Annotated in this window: 17 protein-coding genes; 8 read left to right on the top strand and 9 right to left on the bottom strand. The window is 74.1% G+C overall.

Going from position 1 to position 22,463, the window contains the following annotated elements; all coding sequences use genetic code 11:
* Positions 1-6: 6 nt before the first annotated feature.
* The gene (locus tag ACIBST_RS03380) at positions 7-669 is read left to right on the top strand and encodes a hypothetical protein (RefSeq protein ID WP_397168680.1); all 663 of its coding nucleotides are present in this window, start codon (positions 7-9) and stop codon (positions 667-669) included.
* A gap of 30 nt (positions 670-699) precedes the next feature.
* On the opposite strand, the gene ACIBST_RS03375 is transcribed toward ACIBST_RS03380, so the two are convergent.
* From ACIBST_RS03375 to ACIBST_RS03360, 4 genes are read right to left on the bottom strand one after another with little or no spacing between them, the layout of a single operon-like run.
* Positions 700-939, bottom strand: a complete 240-nt coding sequence (locus tag ACIBST_RS03375; protein ID WP_397168679.1) for an acyl carrier protein — start codon at positions 937-939, stop codon at positions 700-702.
* A complete protein-coding gene (locus ACIBST_RS03370; RefSeq protein WP_397168677.1) occupies positions 936-2,378 on the bottom strand; it encodes an amino acid adenylation domain-containing protein in 1,443 nt (480 codons plus the stop codon). Before ACIBST_RS03370 ends, ACIBST_RS03375 begins: the two co-directional genes overlap by 4 nt.
* Positions 2,375-6,079, bottom strand: coding sequence for a type I polyketide synthase (locus ACIBST_RS03365; RefSeq protein ID WP_397168675.1), 3,705 nt, complete (start codon positions 6,077-6,079; stop codon positions 2,375-2,377). Before ACIBST_RS03365 ends, ACIBST_RS03370 begins: the two co-directional genes overlap by 4 nt.
* The gene (locus ACIBST_RS03360) at positions 6,072-9,719 is read right to left on the bottom strand and encodes an amino acid adenylation domain-containing protein (protein WP_397168673.1); all 3,648 of its coding nucleotides are present in this window, start codon (positions 9,717-9,719) and stop codon (positions 6,072-6,074) included. The genes ACIBST_RS03365 and ACIBST_RS03360 overlap by 8 nt, the downstream gene beginning before the upstream one ends.
* Positions 9,720-9,946: 227 nt before the next feature.
* Between ACIBST_RS03360 and ACIBST_RS03355 the strand changes: the two genes are divergently transcribed.
* Positions 9,947-10,633: a hypothetical protein gene (locus tag ACIBST_RS03355; protein WP_397168672.1), complete on the top strand. Its 687-nt coding sequence runs from the start codon at positions 9,947-9,949 to the stop codon at positions 10,631-10,633.
* A 237-nt stretch (positions 10,634-10,870) separates the two neighbouring features.
* Complete coding sequence (locus ACIBST_RS03350; RefSeq protein ID WP_397168671.1) at positions 10,871-12,136, top strand: valine--pyruvate transaminase; 1,266 nt, start codon at positions 10,871-10,873, stop codon at positions 12,134-12,136.
* A gap of 68 nt (positions 12,137-12,204) precedes the next feature.
* Here the strand turns inward: ACIBST_RS03350 and bla are convergent, their stop codons facing one another.
* Together bla and ACIBST_RS03340 are read right to left on the bottom strand one after the other, a co-directional pair.
* Positions 12,205-13,143, bottom strand: a complete 939-nt coding sequence (gene bla, locus ACIBST_RS03345) for a class A beta-lactamase (RefSeq protein WP_397168670.1) — start codon at positions 13,141-13,143, stop codon at positions 12,205-12,207.
* Positions 13,144-13,274: 131 nt separating this feature from the next.
* A complete protein-coding gene (locus ACIBST_RS03340) occupies positions 13,275-15,962 on the bottom strand; it encodes an ATP-binding protein (RefSeq protein ID WP_397168669.1) in 2,688 nt (895 codons plus the stop codon).
* A gap of 168 nt (positions 15,963-16,130) precedes the next feature.
* On the opposite strand from ACIBST_RS03340, the gene ACIBST_RS03335 reads away from it, so the two are divergent.
* The 4 genes from ACIBST_RS03335 to ACIBST_RS03320 all read left to right on the top strand — a co-directional run bounded on the left by ACIBST_RS03335 (position 16,131) and on the right by ACIBST_RS03320 (position 18,690).
* Positions 16,131-16,538, top strand: a complete 408-nt coding sequence (locus ACIBST_RS03335) for a hypothetical protein (protein WP_397168668.1) — start codon at positions 16,131-16,133, stop codon at positions 16,536-16,538.
* A gap of 94 nt (positions 16,539-16,632) precedes the next feature.
* The gene (locus ACIBST_RS03330; protein WP_397168667.1) at positions 16,633-16,995 is read left to right on the top strand and encodes a hypothetical protein; all 363 of its coding nucleotides are present in this window, start codon (positions 16,633-16,635) and stop codon (positions 16,993-16,995) included.
* Between the two features lie 34 nt (positions 16,996-17,029).
* The gene (locus ACIBST_RS03325) at positions 17,030-18,073 is read left to right on the top strand and encodes a DUF5937 family protein (RefSeq protein ID WP_397168665.1); all 1,044 of its coding nucleotides are present in this window, start codon (positions 17,030-17,032) and stop codon (positions 18,071-18,073) included.
* Positions 18,074-18,162: 89 nt separating this feature from the next.
* Positions 18,163-18,690 carry a hypothetical protein gene (locus tag ACIBST_RS03320; protein ID WP_397168663.1) on the top strand — a complete coding sequence of 176 codons (528 nt, stop codon included), beginning with the start codon at positions 18,163-18,165 and terminating at the stop codon, positions 18,688-18,690.
* A gap of 45 nt (positions 18,691-18,735) precedes the next feature.
* Here ACIBST_RS03320 and ACIBST_RS03315 read toward each other — a convergent pair whose 3' ends face one another.
* Both ACIBST_RS03315 and ACIBST_RS03310 read right to left on the bottom strand, forming a co-directional pair.
* Complete coding sequence (locus tag ACIBST_RS03315) at positions 18,736-19,353, bottom strand: hypothetical protein (protein WP_397168661.1); 618 nt, start codon at positions 19,351-19,353, stop codon at positions 18,736-18,738.
* A complete protein-coding gene (locus tag ACIBST_RS03310) occupies positions 19,341-19,922 on the bottom strand; it encodes an RNA polymerase sigma factor (protein WP_397168659.1) in 582 nt (193 codons plus the stop codon). The genes ACIBST_RS03315 and ACIBST_RS03310 overlap by 13 nt, the downstream gene beginning before the upstream one ends.
* Before the next feature lie 468 nt (positions 19,923-20,390).
* On the opposite strand from ACIBST_RS03310, the gene ACIBST_RS03305 reads away from it, so the two are divergent.
* Positions 20,391-21,782, top strand: coding sequence for a S41 family peptidase (locus tag ACIBST_RS03305; RefSeq protein WP_397168657.1), 1,392 nt, complete (start codon positions 20,391-20,393; stop codon positions 21,780-21,782).
* Here the strand turns inward: ACIBST_RS03305 and ACIBST_RS03300 are convergent.
* A complete protein-coding gene (locus ACIBST_RS03300; protein WP_397168656.1) occupies positions 21,760-22,437 on the bottom strand; it encodes a DUF4386 domain-containing protein in 678 nt (225 codons plus the stop codon). The genes ACIBST_RS03305 and ACIBST_RS03300 overlap by 23 nt on opposite strands.
* Positions 22,438-22,463: the final 26 nt, after the last annotated feature.

The following is a 22,463-nucleotide window of genomic DNA, read 5'->3' as shown; positions in this document are numbered from 1 at the left end:
ATCGATATGAAGACCGACCGCAGGCTCGACGCCGGCTCCCTCGTGCGGGAGATCGACCGGCGGACGGCGGAGAACCCGATCGACAATCCGATCGCCGCGAAATTGCGTGACGGACGGTTCACGCCGGCGGATCTGCGGCGGCTGCTGGAATTCGAGGTGCGGCTGAACCGCACCGAACTGGCCGCCTACGCGCTGGCCTCGTCCAGATTCACCGGCCGGCCGGAGGACGTGTACTGCCTGCAGCTCCAGGAAATGGCGTCGCGCGCCCGGAAGAAACTGCTGGACTGCGCGCGCGTGCTGCCCATCGAGCCGCGCACCGGAGCCGACGGCCAGGCCGAGGGCTTCACCGCCTACGCCTACAGCTCCTACCTGAGCTGGCTCGCGCTCAACGCGAACCGGGCCGGTCTGGGCGCCGCCTCCCTGGTGGACGTCCGCTCGTACTTCTCCACCTCCGACGAGCTGGGCGCCTGGTTGCGCGGCCCCGGCGCCGGCGCGCCCGAAGAGGCGGTGGCCTTCTACGGCGGCGAGCCGGAGGGGCTGAGCGCGTCGGCCGTCGCCTTCATCCAGGCCGGCCTCGACGCCGGCGACGACCCGGACGAGGCGCTGCGCCTCAGCGACGTGATGCGCGACGTCATGGGCTACTTCTGGCGGTCGGTGTCGACCGGCTGACGCCCCGGCGACCGGGCCCTGCCCGCATCCCTACCCCCGGCCCGTGTCCAGCGGGCCGGCGACGAGGGCGGTCAGGGCCTCGGGCGTCGGATGCTCCTGGACGGCGGACACCGGAAGCCGGACGCCGCACACCTCCTCGATCCGCTGGACGATGCGGGTGGCCGCCAGCGAGTGGCCGCCGAGGTCGAAGAAGTCGGATCGGGGGCCGACGTCGTCCACCATGAGGACCTCACGCCAGATCTCCACCATGCCGGTCAGGGGGATGGTCATCGTCCGCTCCTGTTCTGCTCCTGCGCCAGCCTGCGCCGCACGCCGGGCCGGTCGATCTTGCCGTTGGGCGTCAGCGGGATCGCCGGGCCGGGCACGACCCGGGTGGGGATGGCGCTCTCCGGCAGTTCCGCCGACATGAAACGCCGCAGTTCCCCCACGGTGGGGCAAGGCCCGGACACCACGACGAGCGCGCCGAGTGCACGCGTGTCGCCGACGGTGGCGACGGCCGCCTGGCGGACGCGCGGATGGCGCAGCAGCGCGGCCTCGATCTCGGCGGCCTCGACGCGGACGCCGCGCACCTGGAGCTGGCCGTCGTCCATCCGCCCCTGGAACTCCAGCTCGCCGCGGGCGTTGACGGTCGCCAGGTCGCCCGTCCGGTACCAGTGGCCGGGAAGGCCGGGCAGGGTGACGAAGCGGCGGGCGGTCTCCTCGGGCCTGCGATGGTAGCCGAGCGCGAGCACCGTACCGCCGATGTGGATCTCCCCGGCGCTCCCCGCCGGCACGGGCCGCCCCCGCGGGTCCACCAGGACGACGCGAGCGCCGTCGATGGGCCGGCCGATGGGCGGCAGGCCCGAGTCCGGCACCCGGCCGACGGTGTGCCAGGTGGCGCAGACGGTCGCCTCGGCGGGCCCGTAGTGGTTGACCAGGTCCCAGCCTCGGGGGAGCCGGCGCAGGCGCAGCGCGTCGCCGCCGGTGAGCATCGTGCGCCAGGGGATGTCGTCGTCGGCGTCCAGCTCGACGATCATCTCGGCGAGCGGGGTGGGGGCGAACAGGATGTCGATCGCCTGCTCGCGGCCGAACTCGACCAGCTCCGCGGGGGAGACCCGCACCTCGTCGGGAGCCACCACGAGCGTGCCACCGGCGCACAGACAGGGCCAGATCTCCCAGACGGCCGCGTCGAAACCCAGGCCGGCGGTGTGCAGCTGGCGGGTGCGCGGGCCCGTCCGGTAGGTGCGGTGGTGCCAGGAGACCAGGTTGGCCAGGCTCGCGTGGCCGACCAGGACCCCCTTGGGCGTCCCGGTGGTCCCCGAGGTGTGCACGATGTACGCGGCCCGGGACAGGGGGCGCCGGGACCCCGTCCCGCCCCGGTCGAGCTCGCCAGGCGTGCGGCCCGAGCGGCCGGACACCAGGATCGTGCCCGGCCCCAGCTGGTCGAGCAGCGCCCGTTGCCGCCGCCGGGGGAGCGCCCCGTCCATAGGCGCGTACGGGCGGCCGGACAGCATGGCCGCCAGCGCGGCGACCACGAAGTCGCGCCCCCGCGGCAGGCGCACGCAGACCGGCGCGCCGGGCGGGCCCGCCCGGTCCAGGGCCGCGGCGCCGCTGACGGCGCGCCGTAGCAGCTCGCCGTACGTGAGGCCGCCGCGGTCGTCCTCGATCGCGACGCGGCAGGGATGGGCGGTGGCGATCCGCGTCACCATGTCGGGCACGGTCACGTTCATGGGCGGCTCACCTCTCGCGTGATCGGGGGCAGGACGTCCTGTACGGCGCGGGCGATCGCGGCGGCCCCCTCGTCGGTCAGCACGCTCCAGTGGTCGCCGGGGATCGGCCGCACCCGTACACCGGCCGGGTACAGGGACGACAGCCACCGTTCAAGCCACCGGCAGCGGCGCGGCGATGCGCCGGCCCGCAGGACGACCGCCGGGCAGGGCGCCGGGCGTGGGCGGTGACGCAGGAGCGCGCGCAGGTTGCGGCGGTAGACCCCGGCGAGGTCGAACCCGTCGCCGGACGCCTCGACGAGCCCGGCGATGCGCCGCCCGGCCCCGGTGGCAGCCCCAGTGTCGGCCCCAGTGTCGGCCCTGGTGGCGGTTCCGGTGGCGTCGGGGCCGGGGCGGCGGCGGGCACGGCGCAGGTGGCGCAGGTGGCTCAGCGCGTCGGCCAGGTGGCGGGGATGAGCGCCCACGGGGATGCCGGGCCCTGGTGGCGGATGGCCGTCCACGCAGATCAGGAGGGCGACCGGGTCACCGTCACGGGTCAGTTGCCTGGCCATCTCGTGGGCCACGACCGCCCCCATCGACCAGCCGAGCAGGACGACGGGCCGCCCGTCCGGCCGTGTCCGCCGGAGCTGTCGCACGTGGGCGGCGGCCAGGGCCTCGACCGTGCCGGGGTGGCGGGTCCCGGGGACGAGCCCAGGTGTGTCGAAGGCGTGGCAGGTCCGGCCGGTCAGGGCGGCGGCCAGCGGCCGGTAGGCGAGAGAGCTGCCCGACGCGGGCGGTACCAGGAAGATCGGGTCGGGCGACGTGCCACGGGCGAGGAGCGTGGGCCGGTCGTCCGGCTCGTGGTCCGGCCTGTCGTCCTGCTCGTCATCGGTGGAGGGCCGGTCGGCGTGGTCGAGCAGCTCGCCGAAGGCGCGGCGTCCGGCGAGGTCGAGCAGATGGCCGAAGGTGGGGCGTTCGGCGAGGACGCCGACCGGGACCTCGGCCCCCAGCCGCTCCCGCGCCGCGGCGGCCAGCCGGACCAGGCCCAGGGACTCGCCGCCCAGCCGGTAGAAGTCGTCGTCGAGGGAGACGGCGTCCACGCCGAGCGCATCCCGCCACAGGTCCTCCAAGGAGGTGCGGGCGGCGTCCGGACGGTCGCGGGTGGTCGCGGGCGGCAGGAGCGGGGTGGCCTCGTCCGGCGTGACCGGGTCGAACGGCGGGGCCGGGAGCGGGCGCCGCCAGGCCCCGGCGTCGTCCCGGCCGTGGTCCTCCACGTCCGCCCAGTTCACGGGGGCGCCGTGGGCCCACAGGGAGCCCAGCGCGTCGAGCACGCCGGTCCGGTCCGTGCCGTGGCGGCCGGGGAGGGCGACGGCCGCGAGATCGGCGTTCCAGAACGGATGGCGTCGCAGGGAGCCCGTCGTCGCGGTCCCCGCGCCCAGCTCGGCGAACAGCTCGGCCGGGCCGGACAGCAGGTTGCCCACGCAGGCGCGCATCCGGACGGTGCCGCACAGCTGCGCCACCCAGTAGCCGGGATCGGCCGCGGTCCCGGCGTCCAGGGGCTCGCCGGTGAGGCCGGACAGCACGGTGAAGTCGAGGCCGCCGCGCACGGGCGTCCGGGCGACGGCCCGCGACAGCGCGTCGGCGGCGGCGCGCATGGACAGGGAATGGAAGGCGTGGCCCGTGCGCAGCGGCGCGTGTGCCACTCCGACCGCCGCCAGCTCCGCGCGCAGCCGCTCGACGCGGTCGCGCGGCCCGGCCAGGATTGTGCGGCCGACGTCCTCGACCGCCACCGACAGGCCGGTGTCCCGCCCGAACCCGGGCACCGCCTCCGCCACCCGGTCGAGCGGCAGATCGACGGCCAGCATCCGGCCGGGCGGGCAGCCGCGCATCGCGGTCGCGCGCTCCGCCACCAGGACCAGGGCGTCCTCGAACGTCCACAGCCCGGCGGCGGCCACTGCGGTGTACTCGCCCAGGCTGGAGCCCAGTGCGGCGACCGGCCGCAGTCCCCAGTCCATGAGCTGGCGCGCGATTCCGTAGCCGAGCACGAACAGGTTCACCTGCTGGACGAGCGTGTCGCCGCTGTCCCGGCCCAGGACGTCCGGGTCGAGCCCGAGCCGCTTCGCGAGGACGGTCCGGGCGCGCGCGTCGGCCTCCCGCACGGCCGGCAGGCAGGCGCGCAGCGCCTCGGCGACGCCGCCGGACCGCGGGCCGCCCTGGCCGGGGAACAGCAGCGCGACCCGCCCGGCGTCCCGCGCCCGCAGCGGACTGGTCTCCCTGGCCAGCTCACGGACGGCCGCTTCCGGCGTCTGCGCCACCACCGCCCGCCGCAGGGGCAGTTCGCGGCGGCCGAGACTTAGCGTGCGGGCGGCGTCTGGCAAGGAGGGGGCGTCCGCGGCGCCGAGCCGGTCGGCGAGGTCCTTGCGGTAGGCGGACAGGGAAGGCCCGCTGTGCGCTGACAGGCACAGCACCCGCGGCCCAGGAGGGGGCGTGCCCGCCGTCGGCGCCGGCGGCGAGGCGAGCACGACGTGGACGTTGGTCCCGCCCATGCCCAGCGAGCTCACCCCGGCCAGCGCGGGGCCGGGCCACGGCCGCCGCTCCGTCACGACGTGGAAGGGGCCGCCGTCCAGGCCCAGGTCCGGGTTGGGGCGCTCGAAGTGCGCGCTCGGGACGATCTCCTCGTGCCGGAGCATCAGCGCGGTCTTGATGAGGCCCGCGACGCCGCTCGCCGCGCCCGCGTGCCCGATGTTGCCCTTGACCGAGCCGAGGCCGCAGAACCCGGCCCGCCCGGTGCGCGCCCGGAACGCCTGGGTCAGGGCCGCCACCTCGACGGGGTCGCCGAGCCGGGTCCCGGTGCCGTGCGCCTCGACGTAGGACACCTCGGCCGGATCGACACCCGCCGCGTCGAGGGCGCGCGAGGTCACGTCTCGCTGCCCCTGCACGGACGGAGCGGTGAAGCCCACCTTGCGGGCGCCGTCGTTGTTGACCGCCGACCCGCGGACGACCGCGACGATCTCGTGCCCCTCGCGCAGGGCGTCCTCCAACCGCCTCAGCACCACAACGCCCACGCCGTCGGCGGGCACGGTGCCGCGGGCCCCGGCGTCGAAGGGGCGGCAGTAGCCGTCGGGCGAGAGTACGTCGCCCTCGGTATGCCGGTAGCCGCCCTCCGGATGGACGCCGATGCGCACGCCCCCGGCCAGCGCCACGTCGCACTCGCCGTCGCGCAGGCTGCGGCAGGCCAGGTGCACGGCCAGCAGCGAGGTCGAGCACGCCGACTGCACCGTGATCGCGGGCCCGCGCAGGCCGAGCTTGTAGGCGACCCGGGTGGCCAGCATGTCCTTGTCCCAGGCGGTCTCGGGAGCGCCCTCCTTGACCAGCGGAGGGTCGCAGCCGGCGAAGACGCCGATCGCGCCGTCGAAGCGGGCCGGGTCGAGGGCGGCGTCGTCGAGCGCGAGCGAGACCGTCTCCAGGAACACCCGCTGCTGCGGATCGATTGACGCCGCCTCGGCCCGGCTGTAGCCGAAGAAGCGCCAGTCGAAGAGGGCCGCCCCCGGCATGACACCGTACGCCGCGACGAACCCGTCACCGGACGGCTCCGCGCCGCCGGGCGGGCTCGGGCGGCGCTCGATCGTGTCGGCGCCGGTGCGCAGGTTGTGCCAGAACCGCCGCACGTCCGCCGCGCCGGGGAAGCGGCAGGCCATGCCCACGATGGCGATCAGGTCAGGCATGCCCGCCTCCTTCCACGGCCGCCGCCACGCCGTCCGCGGCCAGGCGGGCGGCCAGGGAACGCACGGTCGGGCAGGCGAAGAGCACCGTCACGGGCACCTCGGCGCCGAGCTCGTCCTCCAGCCGCACCTGGACGCGGGTGAGCAGGCCGGAGTCGCCGCCGGCCTCGAAGAAGTTGTCGTCTACGCCGACCCCCGGCAGGCGCAGCACCTCGCGCCACACGCCCAGGACGTGCTCCTCCAGCGCCGCCGCCCGCCCGGCCGGGCGGACGGGGCCGTCCACCCGGGGCGGGGCGGCCGCCGACGGGCCGCCGGGTCTCAGCGGCGTGGTCCGGCCCCGGACGAGGTCGTCCAGGGCCGCGGCGACCAGCTGCGCGAGGCGGGCCGCCGCGCCGTCGTCCAGCAGGCCGCCCCGGCAGGTGACCGTCCCTTCCAGGCCGCCGTCCGCGGTCGTCCAGACCGTGATCATGACGGGGTGAGCGGCGTGCGGCCGGATCTCCGGGAAACGCATCCTGGTCAACGGGCGTCCGCCCAGTTCGGCCGGTTCGTCGGCGTCGCCGGTCTCGAAGGCGAGCAGGACCTCGCAGTACGGCGCCGCCTCCAGCCGCCGGGCCGGACGCAGCCGGGCCACGACCCGCTCATAGGGCACGTGCTGGTCGTCGAGTGCTTCGGCGAGCTGGTCGTGCAGGACGGCGACCAGCTCGTCCGGCGTGCCGGCCGGCTCGGCGCGGGAACGCAGGACCACCAGGTTGACGCACGGCCCGACGGCCTGGGCGAGCGCGGGATCGGCCCGGTTCTCGGCGGGCACGCCGAAGGTGACGTCGTCGCGTCCGGTCCAGCGGTGCAGAGCGGCGGCCACGGCCCCGGCCACCACCGTGAACGGGGTCGCCCGCAGCCGCCGCCCGGCGGCACGCAGCTCCTCACCCCGCACCGGCGGCAGCGGAACCATGACGGGCTTGTCGCCGGGATGTGCGGACGGCCGCAGGATCGTGCCCGGCGCGCCGGCGAGACGCCGTTCGGCGCGGGCGAGCGCGGCCTCGTCGTCCCCGGCGAGTTCGGCCGCCGCGACGCCGCGGAACTGCGGCCCCTCCCACGGCGGCGGCGCGTCGCCCGCCAGCGCGGCGGCGTAGCAGCGGCCGAGGTCGCGCACGAGGATGCGTACGGAGCCCCCGTCGGTGACCAGGTGGTGCTGGCGCAGCACCAGCACGTCGTCCCCGGCGGCCGGGCGCAGGACGGCCAGGTGCAGCAGCCGTCCGGCGGCCGGGTCCAGAGCGGGAGCCCCGGCCGTCCACCGCGCGACGTCGTCCTCGGACACCTCCCGCGCCCGGATCTCCCGCACGTCCACGTCCGGCTGCCATGGTTCGCCGACGAGCCGGCGCAGCCCGTGCTCGCCGGAGCGGAAGCGGGTGCGCAGGATCTCGTGCCGCCCGGTCAGCTCGGCCGCGGCCCGGCGCAGCGCGTCGTCGTCCAGCCGCCCGGCGGCCCGCCAGGCGACAGTCTCCTGGTAGGAGCCGGGCAGCAGGCGGTCGGCCAGGTGGATCTGCCGCTGGGTGGCCGTGGCCGGCGTCTCGTCCGCGCCCGTCTTGCGCAGGTCGGCGGCTTTCTCGGCGAGCGCCCGGACGTCGAGCTTGCCGTTGGCGGTCAGGGGCAGCCCGGGCACGGTCGCGTAGGCGTGCGGCATCATGTACGGCGGCAGCCGCCCGGCCAGGTGGCCGCTCAGCTCGTCGGGCGCCGGCGGCGCGCCCGAGAGCACCAGGTAGGCCACGATCCTGCCCTCGGAGCCGCCCTCCAGCCGCACGGCCGCGTCGCCGACGCCGGGGTGCTCGCGCAGCCGGGCGGCGATCTCGCCCGGTTCGATCCGGTAACCGTGCCACTGGAACTGGTCGTCCACGCGGCGCAGGTAGAGCAGGCCGCCGTCGGGGCCGCGGCGGGCCAGGTCACCGGTCCGCAGGAGCACGTCCTCGCCGAACGCGTCCTGCACGAACCGTTCCCGGTCGAGCTCCGGTCGGCGCAGATACCCCGCGGCGACGCCCGCTCCGCCGAGCCACATCTCGCCGGTCGCGCCCTCCGGGACGAGCCGCCGTCCCGTACGCGGGTCCACCAGGCGCACGCTGGTGTGCGGGAGGGGGTGGCCGATCGGGCTGACGTCCCGCTCGCAGTCCTCGGCGGTCACCTCGTGGACCGTGGCGTGGATGGTGGCCTCGGTGATCCCGTACAGGTTGACCAGCCGGGCGTGCCGATGGCGGCGGCGCCATTCGCGCAGGCGGGGCGGGTCCAGCCGCTCGCCGCCGAACAGCACGTACCTCAGGTCCGGCAGCGGTACGGGGTCGGCGTCGTCCACGGCGACGAGTCGGGCGAAGGCCGACGGCGTCTGGTTCAGGACCGTGACGCGCTCGCGCAGCAGCGTCTCGCGCAGTGCCCGGGGGTTCTGGACGTCCCCGTCCGGCAGGACGACCAGCCGGCCGCCGGTGGCCAGGCAGCAGAAGATCTCCCAGACCGACATGTCGAAGGCGCAGGAGTGGAACTGCGCCCACACGTCGTGGGGCGAGAAGCCGAAGGGGAAGTGCGGGCCCGAGATCCGGGCCACCACGTTGGCGTGGGTGACCAGGACGCCCTTCGGCTGCCCCGTCGTGCCTGAGGTGTACAGGCAATAGGCGGGCGACGATCCGGGGACCTTCGGAAACGGGCCGGTCCCGGCCGCTGCCCGGAGGGCGTCCAGCGTGACGGCGCTGTCCTCCCCGGACGGGGTGTCCTCGACCAGCAGCCGGCTGCGGCTGTCCTGGACGATGAACGAGGCCCGCGAGCCGGGATGGCGGGGATCGATCGGGACGTACCAGGCGCCCGCCAGGAGCGTGCCGAGGATGGCCGCCACGGTGGCGGGGGCGGGCGGGAGCCTGAGCGCGACGGGATCTCCCGGCCGTACCCCCATCGTGGCCAGACCGCCGGCGATCTCTGCGGCCCGTCGCCACAGCTCGCCGTACGTGACGCGCTCGCCGTCCCCGACGACCGCCATCGCGTCCGGCTGCGCGTCGACCTGCGCCCGGACGAGACCGTGGATGGTCCCTCCGGACGCCTGCCGCCCCGCCGGTCGCGGATCTGGGGGTGTCACGAGGTCGAGGTCGCCCAGCCGCAGGTCCGGCGATCCCTCCACCGCGTCCAGCAGCGCGCCCAGGTAGCCGGCCAGCTGTCCGACGCGTTCCGCTGCCGGGCGGGGGCCGGACACGCCCAGCCATGCCCTTGGCCGGCCGTCCTCCAGGGCCAGGCGCACGTGCAGCGGGCCGGGTGCGTCCCGGCCGGGATCGGCCGTCCGTACCGTGAGGGTGTCCGGCGATGGGGAGAGCGCGGGGCACTTCGCCACCTCCCGGCACAGCACGGAGAACGGGACGTCCACTCCCACCCGTACCTCGACCGTCCGGGCTGAGCCGTCGCCGGGGCGGTGCAGGGCGAGCCGCACGCCGCCGTCCGCGCCGTACAGGGACAGCAGCGCGGTCAGGCCCGCCACGAGCAGGACCGCCGGCTCCCGCGCCGCGTCCGGCGGAACGGTGACCGGCCGTTCCACGGTCGTCTCGCGCACTCCCGGAGAGGCGTCGCCGCCCACCTCGGCCAGGAATGCCTCGATCCCTTCCTGCGGTCGTCGTGTCACTGGGAGCTCCCGTTCGACTGGTCAGATGGTCGCGTGAGCGGCTGCTCGCGTGACCGTGTGCCCGCCGGATTCCGCGGGCCAGGCGGCCGCCCCTACCCGGCCCTCCGTGGGGGCACACGGCGACCGCCGCGCACGTCAGAGCCCTGTCACAGCACGATCAGCCCCACGTCAGACCCGGTTGGCAGAGGGGGAGGCGGACGCACGTCCCCATCGACGACGGGAGAATCATGTACACCGACTTCGAGCCCACCCCCCTGGCCGGCCAGGCCGTACGACGGCTGCGGCAGATGCGGGACGACAACCCCGTATGCAACCGGTTCCTCGAACGCATGGACGACGGGACGCTCACGATGGACCACGTCAGGCAGCTCGTGGGCGTGACCCACAAGTGCCACCAGGCCGAGATCGCGGCGTTCGCCACGCTGATCGCCCGCGATCCCCACCCGCTCGCGGTCGAGTTCTTCCACGACATGCTCGGCCTGATCCACCGGGCCCGGCCCAAGCTGCGCAGGGTGATGGCCGCCCTGGACCTCGACGAGGAACGCCTGCGCCACTGGCCTGCCGACCCCGCCGCCTATCAGGTCGCCGGGACGTGGGGCTGGCTCAGCCTCCTCGGCACCCAGGCCGACGCCGCGCTCGCGCTGTACTGGGACATGGTCCGCTACTTTCCCGACAGCGACGATATGCTCGCCCGCCTGCCCAAGACCGGGCTCGACGTGCCGGAGGAGTTCGTCGTCTACTACGGCGGCGGGCAGTCCGACGAGCTCGAACGGCAGGCGCTGGCGGTGGCCGAGCACGGTCTGCGGCGGGGGGAGAGCGCGGACGACGCCGTGTTCGCCGCCCGCCTGATGGAGGAGAGCATCGGCCAGTACTGGGCCGCCGCGGCCGCCGGCCCGCAGGAGCCGCGGTCCTGATCCCGGCGATCCCTTCTCGGAGGCGCGGCTCTCGGCCCCGCGACCTGGACCTTCGTGCGCCCCACCAGGCGGCGCGGGCGGCCCGTGCCGGCGCGCGCCGTCACCGTCTTGTGCGGCGGCACCGTCTTGTGCGGCACCGTCTTGTGCGGCGACGACTAATGCGGTGGACTCGCTTGATCACTACGAACCGCGGGTGTGCGCCGGCGGCGGGCCAGATCCCAGAAGGGACACGCAAGAATGAAGTTATCGCGGAGCGGCCAGAAGATGTCTGACATGTCGGGCCTGCGCAGCATCATGGAGGACGTCGCGACCTCCACCGCCTCGGGCGCGTCCGACTGGCTGAACCTGAGCATCGGCAACCCCGCCCAGATCAAAGAGGTCATCGACGCCTGGCGGGACCTGACCGCAACCGTCGTGGCCGAGGACTTCGCCGCGACCAGCAGCCGCTACGGGCCCTCACGCGGCATGCCCACCCTGGTCGAGGAGATCGTCACCGCCTTCAACGCCCGCTACGGCTGGGGCATCACGGCCGACAACGTCGTGGTGGGACCGGGCAGCCAGATGCTCTTCTTCATCGCCACCGCGCTGTTCTCCGGCCAGACCGCCGACGGCTCGTTCCAGCGCGTGGTCCTGCCCATGACCCCCGACTACCCCGGCTACCTGGGCCTGTCCACGGACCCCGACGGCGTCACCGGCATCGCCCCCGAGATCGAGCTGACCGGCGAGCGGTCCTTCCGTTACGCCTTCGACTTCGAGGCGTTGGAACGCTGCCCCGAGATCGGCATGCTCCTGCTGTCCAGCCCCAGCAACCCGACCGGCCGCAGCATCGACGGCGACGAGCTCTCCCGGTTGCTCGACGTGGCCCGCCGCCGTGACGTGCCGCTGATCGTCGACCACGCCTACGGCGCCCCCTTCCCGCGCGTCGCCGCCTCCCGGGTGGGCCCGCAGTGGGACGACCACCTGATCAACTGCTTCACCCTGTCCAAGGCGGGCATGCCCGCCGAACGCGTGGGATTCGCGATCGGGCCGGCCCGGTACGTCCGCGCGATGGTGTCGTTCATGGCCAACTCCGTCCTGCACGCGCCGCAGCTCATGCAGCGGGTGGCGGCCAGGGCGCTGTCCTCGGGGCTGCTGGACCGGCTCGCCGCCACGGTGATCAACCCGTTCTACCGGGCCCGCCGCCTGTACGCCGAACGCCTGCTGGCCGACCTCCTGCCCGAGTCCGTCACCTGGCGGCTGCACGCCGGGGAGGGCGGCATGTTCTGCTGGCTCTGGATCGATCACGACTGGTTCGACGACATGGCCCTGTACCGGCTGATGAAGACCAAGAAGGTCTTCGTCGTCCCCGGCCGCCACTTCTTCGCGAACCCGACGCCGGACGCCACGGCCGCCTCCCACGCCAGGCGGTGCTTCCGGATCAGCCTCACCGCCGACGAGCACGTGATCGCCGAGGGCGTCGGCAGGATCGCCGAAGGTCTCCTGGAGCTGCGGCGCAGCTCCTGAAGGCCCGTGCCGCCCGGACCTGCCGCTCATGAGCCCGGGCCCGGCGCGGCCCCGCCGCCGTGACGCCGCTACCCGGCCAGGCCGAGCCCGCGGACCAGCACGGCGGCCGCCTTGGCGATCACGCTGTTGTCCATGGTCGCGGCCGGGTCGGTGCGATGGGTGAAGATCGCGATGATCACCGGCGCGCCGGAGGGCGGCCAGGCGACGGCGATGTCGTTGCCCGGCGCGTACGCGCCGGCGCCGCCCCCGGTCTTGTCGCCGACGACCCAGTCCCGCGGAACCCCGGCACGGATGCGCTCGGCGCCGGTGACGCTGGCCCGCAGCCAGCCGTTCAGCCGCTGCCGGTCCTCCGGGACGAGCGCGTCGCCCAGGCTGAGCTTGCGCAGGTTGCGGGCCATGAACGCGGGCTTGACGGTGTCGCGCTTCTCGCCCGGCTTCCAGTCGTTGAGCTCCGGCTCCCAGCGGTCCAGGCGCCCGGCCGGGTCGCCGAGCGAGCGGTAGTAGCGGGTCAGCCCCGCGGGGCCGCCGATCTGCTTGAGGAGCACGTTCGCCGCGGTGTTGTCGCTGGCGGTGACGGCCGCGTGGCACAGGCGGTCCACCGTCATGCCGTTCCTGACGTTCTCCGGACGTCCGCTGATCGGCGAGTTCACGACCACGTCCTTGGCCGTCCAGCGCAGTGTGCGGTCCAGCAGGCCGGGGTCGCTCGTCCGGGCCTGGTCCAGGATGGCGCCGCACAGGACGGCCTTGAAGGTGGAGGCGCCGGCGAACCGTTCGCCGCCCCGGTAGGAGAGGGTCTTCCCGGTGCCGGTGTCGATCGCGTAGGCCCCGATCCGTCCCTGGTAGGAGGTCTCCAGCGCGCGCAGTTCCTTCCTGACGGCGGCCTGGCCGCTCTCCGGCCGCGCGGCGTCGGCCCCCGCCGGTCCCGCGACGGCCGCCATCGCCGTGCAGGCCGCGAGCACGGAGGCGCCCAGCCTGGTACGCAGCCCGCCATGACGAACGTGTCTCATCCCGACTCCCCGATCTCGATCTTCCTGAGCGCGACCAGAAGACCAGAGGCGGCAGCGGGATGTCCAATAGCGATATGAGACCCGAAGCCATAGGGATTCGGATATTCACCCAGGTGATCGTACCTCAGAGCTCAGGCGACGATCCCGGCCAGCTCCGCCCGCGAGGAGATGCCCAGCTTCGGGAAAGCCTTGTAGAGGTGGTAGCCGACGGTGCGCGGGCTGAGGTACAGCCGGGCCGCGATGTCGCGGTTGGACGCGCCCGTGGCGGCCAGCCGTACCACCTGCCTCTCCTGCGCCGTGAGGACGCTGAGCGGGTCATCCGGCCGGCGCGGCGCGGCGGGCACGTCGCCGGTGGCGCGCAGCTCCGCGCGGGCCCGCTCGGCCCAGAGCGCCATGCCGAGCCGGTCGAAGGTCTCCAGCGCGGCGCGCAACTGGGCGCGGGCGGCGGCGCGCCGGCGCGCCCGCCGCAGCCGCTCGCCGTAGAGCAGCCGCGTGCGGGCCTGCTCGTGCGGCTGCTCGCCCTGCTCGTGCGCCCGGACGGCCTGCTCGTACAGGTCCTCGTCGTCCTCGACGAGGGCGCGGCAGCGCAGCGCCACCGCATCGGCGGACGGCACGCCGACGCCGGCCGCCCATTCCAGGTAGGACGCCAGCGGCTCGCCCGCCAGCTCGGGCTCCTTGGCCCTGACCGCGGCCTCGATCCGGTCGGGAGCGGAGAAGACGGACACCGGCGCATCGGTGGGCAAGATCTTCTCCAGGATCCGCAGCGACGCCTCCGGACGGCCGAGCGCGAGCTCCAGCCGCCCGAGCCCGGCCACCGCCACCGCCTCGGCCGTGCGGAGCCCGCACGCTCTGGCCTGTTCCAGCGCGGCCGTGGCCGCCGCCCGGCAACCGGGCTCGTCGCCCAGTTCGCCGCGCGTCACCGCGAGCAGCGCGGCGAGCACGACGGCTCCGTTCCGCTGCCCCAGGTCGCCGACCACCGCGAGGCTCTCCTCCAGCCGGGACGCCGCCTCGCGATACCTGCCGAGCAGCATCTGCGCCTCCATCCGGATCTCCACCGCGACGGTCAGCCAGCCCCCCATGTCGTGCGCCCTGCACTCGGCCTCGACGCGCGCCGCGACGGACTCGGCCAGGCCGTAGCGCCCGATCGGCGCGCACAGCCCGGCCATGAAGGTCAGGCCAGGCACCTGAAGCCCGGACAGATCGGGAGCCAGCACCAGCCCCCGCATGAGCGGGACGGCCTCCGACAGCTCGCCGTTGGCCAGTGCGGACAGCCCGAGCGCGCCGCTCACCAGCGGAGACCCCACCTCGGGCAGCGCCCTGAGCAGCTTCGCCGCCCGCGCGGCCAGGCCCGGGTCACCGGCGTACCACGCGCAGCGCATCGCCTCCACGAGCAGGTAGGCCGCCCGTTCGGCGTCGAGCGGGGCGACCCGCTCCGCGCCGGCGATGATCAGCTCGCCGGCCGTGGCGGGGCTGCCCTGCTCGAACTCCCGATGGGCGCGCACCTGGGTCAGGTGGGCGAGGGCCAGCGGGTTCCTGATCTCCTCGCTGGCCCGGCCGGCCAGCGCGCCCGCGCGGGCGAGTTGTCCCGCGTCGCTGGCCGCCACGGCCGCGGCGGCCAGCCGGGCCGACCGCCCGGCGGTGCCGGGGGTGAGCTCGGCGGCCCGTTCGTAGGCCGCGGCCATGGCCGCATAGCCCGACCGCGTGCGCGCCCGCTCGGCGGCCGACTCCAGCTCGGCCGCCACGTCCTCGTCGGGCGTGGTCGCCGCCGCGGCCAGATGCCAGGCCCGGCGGTCGGCGTGCTCGCCGCCGTCGAGCGCCTCGGCGAGCGCGCGATGCACGGCCAGCCGCGACGTCAACGGCGCGCTCCGGTAGGCGGCGGCCCTGATGAGCGGGTGCCTGAAGGTCACCGTGGCCCCGTTCACCGTGACCAGCTTGGCCTGCTCGGCCGTCTCCAGGTCCGCCAGCCGGGCGGAGAAGGACCGCGCGGCGCGCAGCACGATGCCGAGGTCGCCAGTGTCGTCGGCGGCGAGCACGGCGAGCAGCGTCCGCGCCGTGCCGGGCAGCGCCCTGATCTGCTGCTGGAACGCCTCCTGCACCCGGCCGGCGACCGGGATCGCGGTGAACGGGTTCGGCTGCCCGGCCTGCTGCTCCGCGGTGAACGCGGACGGCAGTTCGAGGAGCGCGAGCGGATTGCCGCCCGCCTCGGCCAGGACGCGGTCACGCACCTTCGGCGCCAGGTCCCCGGCCGACTCGGCCAGCAGCGCGACGGCGGCCTCGCGGTCGACGCCGTCCAGCCACAACTCGGGCAGCCCCTGCGGGTCGAACTCCTCCCGGCCCGCGAACACCAGCGCGACGCCTTCCGCGTCCAGCCGCCGCGCCACGAACGTCAGGGCGTCGGCCGAAGCCCGATCGAACCACTGGGCGTCGTCGACCAGGCAGAGCAGCGGCCCGTCGTCCGCGATCTCGGCGAGCAGGCTGAGCAGGGCGAGCCCGACGAGGAACCGGTTCGCCGGAGCCGCCGCGCCCAGCCCCAGCGCGCCTCGCAGCGCCCCCGCCTGCGGTTCGGGCAGCGCGCCGATCCGGTCGAGCTCGGAGCGCAGGAGCAGGTGCAGGGCGGCGTACGGCAGCTCCGCCTCGGACTCGATGCCGACCCCGTGCAGCACCCGCACGCCCGCGGCGCGCTCGGTCAGGTGGCCGAGCAGGGCGGACTTCCCGATGCCCGGCTGCCCGCGCACCACCAGCACCCCGCTGCGCCCGGACCGGGCGTCCGCCAGCAGCCGGTCCACCTGCGCCTGCTCCGCAGCCCGCCCATACAACATGGCCGAAAATCTAGCGGAACGGACATTTGCCCCTTCCGGGTGGTGGTGGTGAGCAATGGCCGTGACCTGGCGCTACCGTCACGATGACAGATTCGGCGCGCCACCGGCCTGCGTAGCTTCGACGGCAGCAGGGATGACGGCATCCCGCACCGACGAAAGGATCTGATCATGGCAGCCCTCGCCGCCGCGCCCACCGCCGCCGCCGGCTCCAAGTTGCTGCGTTTCGCGCTCAGGCAGGACGCGATCGGGTCGGGCGCCAACGGGCTCCTCTTCCTGGCCGTCGCCGCGATCTCCGGCTCGATGTTCGGCCTGCCCGCCGCCCTGCTCGTGCCGGCCGGCGTGTTCCTGGTGGCCTACGCCGCGAGCCTTCTCCGCCTCGCCGCCCGTCCGGTGGTGAGCAGGGCGGCGGTGATCGCGGTGATGGCGGTCAACGTGGCATGGGTGGCGGCCAGCGCCGAGACGCTGATCGCCGGGTGGTTCCCGCTGACCGGGCTGGGCGTCGCCTACGTGATCGTCCAGGCGGTGGCGGTGGCCGGTTTCACCGGCCTGCAGTTCGCCGGCCTCCGCAGGGCCTGAGATGGCGACCATGCCTCTGGACGGACTCGTCCCTGCGGCCCTGTGAGATCCCCACGACGAGCTGGAACGCTGGTCCGGCTCGACCGGCATCGTCGTGGAGGTCTGGGCGCTGCCCGCCAGGCCCCTGCCCGGCGGCGTCGCGGAGCTCGTCCGTGCCACGATCCTCGACGTGCTGGACGGCCTGGCGGAGGACGGCTCGGTGCGGTCCGTGGGCGTCGCGCTCACCGCGAACGCGCGCGGGCTGCGCCTGACGGTCAGCGGCGACGGCGCCGGCCTGCTGCCGGAACGGCTCGCCGATCGCCTGCGCGTCCGGCGTGCCGGTTTCGCGGCGCTGGGCGGCGGGCTGTCGGCGAACGCGGTCCCCGGCGGCGGCGTCACCGTCAGCGCGGCGCTGCCCGCGAGCGGATCCCGCGCCGCCGGTGCCTGCGGGGCCACGGCGTTCCGCTCGGCCCGGTGACCGTCCACCGCGCGGGGATGATGGGATCGGTGCCATGCCCACAGTGATCACCGGCCTCGACCGGTGCATGCAGGCGGGGACCCTGCTGCCGGCGGTGTCGGCGATGACCGAGTTCGGCTCGGCGCTGCATGTCCTGCGCGACCCCCGTCACCACGGCCTGGACGACTGGGCGGCGAAGATCCTCACGGCGATGAGCCCCGGCCTGGCGGCCTGGACACGATCGTGGTGGTGGACGGCGCAGGCCATCAGGGCCACGCCGTTCGTCACCCCCGCACCCCCGGCGGACAGCTTCGACGACCGGCTCGCACAACTGGACGCCATGCCCGCCCGGGAGCTGGCGGGCCAGCTGCTGCGGCCGATCGCGCCCTCGGGCGACCGGCAGGTCGCGCTCCGGTGGTCGCGCGCCCGGGATCCGGCGGTGGCGGCCCGCGTCGAAGCGCTGGTCAGGCGTCCGCGGGAGGCGGTCGCGGACTTCCTGTCGTTCCTGCGTCGCAGCCGGCAGGAGTGGTTCGAGGCCGAGTGGACCCGGATCCGGCCGGCGCTGGCCGGGCGGGCGCGGCGCTTCGCCGACCTGGCGTCCCGGCAAGGGCCCGGCCCCGCCCTCGCCGCCCTCGACCCCGCCGTCGAGCTCGCCCCGGCCGGGGTGGCCGTGCGCATCGCCAAGATCCAGGCCGCCCGTCATGACGTGTCCCGGCGCGGGCTGGTCGTCGCGCCCAGCACCTTCATCCGTCCCCACCTGTACGTGGCCGACGTTCCCGGCCGGCCGCTCCTTGTCCTGCACCCGGTCGACGCGGGCCTCCCCGTGCCCTCCGCCGCCGTGGTGCGGCGACGGCTGGAGGCCCTCGCCCACCAGGGCCGCCTGGAGGTCGCCCGCGCGATCGCCACCGAACCGCGGACGGCCGGCGAGATCGCCATGTTGTGGAACGTGGACCCGACCCAGGTGAACCGGCACCTGCGCGCCCTGGCCGCGGCGGGACTGGCCACCACGGCCCGCCAGGGACGGTTCGTGCGGTACCGGCTCGCCGCCGGCGTCCTGGAGGAGCTCGGCAAGGACGTGCTGTCGCTGCTGGTGCGCTGAGCACGATTGATCGCATCCGTCAGCCCGCTGGCCGGACGGTCGCGGTGGTGCTGAAGTCCTCCCAACCACTTCATCGAGGGAGAACCACCGTGACGATCCTGTCCCCGGAAGAGGCGATCGGCCGCCTGAACGCCGATCGGGACCTCCTCCTCGCTCGCGTCACCGGACTCAGCGAGCAGCAGCTCGACGCCGACCACCTGGTGGATTCCGGGCCGCTCGGCGACTTCTGCCGGTCCCTGCACGACCTCATCGCGCACGTCCTGATGTGGGACGAGATCAACCTGGCCGTGCTGACCGAAGCCGCCGCCGGCCGGTCGCACTGGAGCCTCGATCCACGCTGGGAGGACCCCGCCGTCGGGCGGGCGCTGAACCTCGGCGGCGTGGAAGCGGGCCGGCGCCTCCCCGCGTCGCTGCTCCTGCACCGGTTCGGGGCGGTGCACGACGCCATCCTGGCGGACCTGAGCCGGTACGGCTCGGGGTCCTGGGACGCGTCCGGGCTCGGAGCGGTGGTGCAGAGGGCGTGGACCGTGCCCGGGAACCCGGCGTACTGGCACGCCGCCATCCACCTCCGTGAGCTGCCGTCCGCCCCGCTTGCCGCCGGCCACCGGCCGGGATGATGAGAACGGTGGGCAGAGCGGTGGTGAGCCGGCCCGTGGCGGCCTCTATTGGGCGCCCGGGACGGGCGTGCACGGCTTCACGGGGGTGCCCGCCTGGGCCAGCCACGCGCCGAGTCGCCAGGGCATCTGCGGGTCCCTGTTGTCGCGGAACTCCACCACGAGCGTCTCGTCCGGCTTGATGTACTGCGGGAAGATCTCGATCGTCCGGACCGACTTCACCCGGGTGGCCCTGTACGATCGCGACCCTTCCACCAGCGAACGCAGCTCGCTCGCGTTCGAAGCGGGTTCCCCGCCGTAGGCGCGGTCCGCGCCGGTGAATCGCGGGCCCGCGCACCGCGTGGCCGGGGCCAGGAAGGTCACGTCGGCCTTGATGCCCACCGCGTCGAGCTTGGCCTCAAGACCGGCGGGATCGCGCAGCTCGTTGACGGTGACCTCGACCGTGCCGTCCGGGCCCCTGGTCACCGCGTGGGCGGCGGGCCCGGTTGCGACGATCAACGGCGTGACGGTGAGTGCCGCCGCGACCCCGGCCGCGACCAGCAGCCGAGGGCCGGTGACGACGCGTCGCCGCGGGTGCATCCTGCGGAGCAGCCGCTGCCGCGCGCCGGCGAGTTCGGCCGGGGTGGCGGGGGGAACGGTCTGCCACATGGCCTTCAGGGCGTCCATCGGCGTTCTCCTTGTTCACTCAGGGCTTGCCGGATCCGAAGACGGGCCCGGTTGAGTCGCGAGGCGACGGTTCCCGGCGGGATGGCCAGCGCGTCGGCCACCTCCTGGTAGCTCAGTTCGGCCCAGGCGACGAGCAGCAGCACGTCCCGATCGGCCGGTGCGAGCTCCATCAGGGCCAGCGCCAGCGGGCGGTTGACGGCCAGGGTGTTGACCCCGTCCTCGACCCGGGAGCCGGACAGCTCCGCGGGGTGTACGCCGCTGCGCACGTAGGCGCGGTAGAGGCTCATCTCGGTACGCCGCCGCCGGCCGATCAGGTTGGAGGCGATGCCGTACAGCCACGGTCGGGCGTCGGGGCGATTCCTGTCGTAACCGCCGCGGTGCTGGAAGGCGGCCAGAAAGGTGTCGGCCACGACGTCCTCCGCTTCGCTGGGGCCCAACCGTCTGGCCACGTAGCGGTGGAGGAGCGGCGCGTGCCGGTCGAACAACGTGGCGAAGATCTCGGGTTCGTTCAGCGACCTCTCGATGAGGAGCGCGTCGTCGACCTCGACTGCTTCGCGAGGGATTGTCATGCATACCGACCTTTCCTGGCGTATGCGGTCACCCGTACTTACCGCCCCAGGCCGAATTCCTTCACGGGAGAACGCGGTCGGCACGGGTACGAATCGGTTCGACGAAGCATCCGCAGGCCAGGTGCGCGCGCATCGCCCCCACCGAAAACCCGACGCATCCCAGTGACCACCGAAAACACTGATACGAGGTGCAGGCGTGGCAGACGGACAGGTACGACTGCTCGCCATCTCGGCCCAACCGCCGACGTACGCCTGCGCCACGTTGCGAGCGGTGACGGAGGAGAGACGCCCCTGCTGCCCTCGGTGACGATGAGCCAGGCGGCGCTGCGGCCCAGACCGAGGCTCCGCGCCCGCAGGCACAGGACCACGGACAGCATGTTCTCGTCGCTAACAGCAGCAACGTAAAAGCCGCGCTACAGCGGCGACGGCAGCAGGGGGCAGTGACGGCGACGGCGACGGCAGGGGTCAGTGACGGCAGTAGGGCCAGGGGCGGTAACGCCCGCGGACGCCGCCGCCGGACGGCAGCCGCTGGACGGCCTCTGGCGGGCCGACGGTCACGGCACCGTCTTCGGCATCGGCCAGGGGCGGCTCACCACCTACGACACGACGGCGATCAGCTGCCTGCGCGGAGTGCTCTCGGCGGAACAGACGGCGCGGACCCGGGACTCGGCGTCCTTCACGGCCCGGGAAGGCGGGCGGCGGATCGTCGTCGAGACGCGGGGGCCCGGCCGGGCGCGGCTACGGTATGCGGGCAGCGTCGGCGCCATCGACCTGCGGAGGCTGCCCCGCCTGCCCCGGGCCTGCGCCACCCCGACGCCCGCTGACCCGGTGCAGGTGTTCGACGTCTTCTGGACGACCTTCGCCGAGAACTACCCGTTCTTCGCCACCAAGGGCGTCGACTGGCGAGCCGTACGGGACCGGTACCGGTCCAGGATCGGCCCGAGCAGCGGGGACGAGGAGCTCTTCGCCGTCCTGCGCGACGTCCTCAAGGAGCTCGGCGACGCGCACACCGCGCTCATCGCGGGCGGCAGGCAGTTCGCCAGACCGTTGCGTCCGGGCACCAGGCAACTGGACGGGGTGCCGGCCTTCATCGCCTTCAACGAACGCGTCCAGAAGTTCGTCGAGAAGAACGACACCCGCAAACCCCTGCAACAGTGGGGACGAGGCGTGATCGGGTACGCCGACCTCCCGGACGGCCTGGGCTACCTGCGGCTGGGCGCGTTCGACGGCTACGCCGACGGCGGCTACGAGCCCAACGCGGCCGAGCTGGACCGGGCGCTCGACGAGATCTTCACCGAGTCCCGCACCTCGGGGCCCGGCCGGCTGCGCGGTCTCGTCCTCGATGTGCGCGTCAATCTGGGCGGCTACGACGCGCTCGGCCTGCGGCTCGCCGCCAGGCTCACCGGCAGGCCGTACCAGGCGTACGCCAAGCAGGCCCGCAACACCCCCGGCGATCCGCCCGGGTTCACCCGCCCCCGGCAGGTGCGCGTACGGCCGGCGACCGCCCCGGTGTACACCGGCCCGATCGCCCTGCTCACCAGCAGCCTGACCATCAGCGCGGGCGAGACCTTCACCCAGGCCATGACGGGACGGACGCCCCGGCCCGAGCGGATCGGGGAGAACACCCAGGGAGCCTTCTCCGACTTTCTGTGGCGGAAGCTGCCGAACGGGTGGAGTTTCGCACTGCCCAACGAACGTTTCCTGACCCGCGACGGGACCTCCTTCGACGTCACCGGCATCCCGCCGCACCTGTCCGTTCCCGGCGTCCTCAGCGACGAGGAACTGAACGGCGACCACGACGCCGCCTTCGCCAAGGCCCTCTCCTACCTGACGAACCTCAGGCGTCACGGATCTTCGTGACGAAGCCCCTGGTCATCAACCACACGGCGAAGACGAAGCTCTGCAGGGCCAGGGGCGCATTCATGGCCAGGTAGAGCGGCGTGACGACGTCGACCACGCCGAACAGCACCAGGAGACTCGCGGACACGGCTGCTGCGATCGCCACAAATCCCCACCCGGACAACCATCGTGGGACAGATCTCGACCGCCACAGAATGCGGAACAGCAGCAGGTCTCCAAGGCTCAGCGCGACGATCAATGCGACGTGATTGACCAGGTCGCGAGCCGTCCGCAGTAATTCGCCGACGACCTCGATGCTGGATGCTGCCGCGGCGTCGGCTTGGGTGAGTTCCTGGCCCAGCACGAGAAACAAGGGCAGGAGGATGACGCCGATGAAGTGGAACGTCGCCGCGATCAGTCTGAACCCGAGAAAACCCAGACTGAGTGCTTCGTTCTCCGCCCGTAAAATCGGATACAGGTACAGTGCGAACCCGACATAGGCCGGGATCATGACCGTCTGAGCGACTGCGCCGAGGATGACCTGGCCCTCGTGTGCGGAAATGAGCGCGAGACGGCGTGGTTCGTCGACGGCGGGAACGACGCTCAGCGCGCCGGCGATCATACCCAGGATGACGAGGGCGCCGGCGATTGCGGTTGCCCGCCTGTTGGTGTGCACGATTGTGGTCCCGAAAATGTCGTGGT

Source organism: Nonomuraea sp. NPDC049684, assembly GCF_044465345.1.
In the GTDB taxonomy this organism is placed as follows: Bacteria; Actinomycetota; Actinomycetes; order Streptosporangiales; family Streptosporangiaceae; genus Nonomuraea.
Note: the sequence above shows the minus strand (reverse complement) of the source record. Positions and strands in the feature narration are given on the sequence as shown.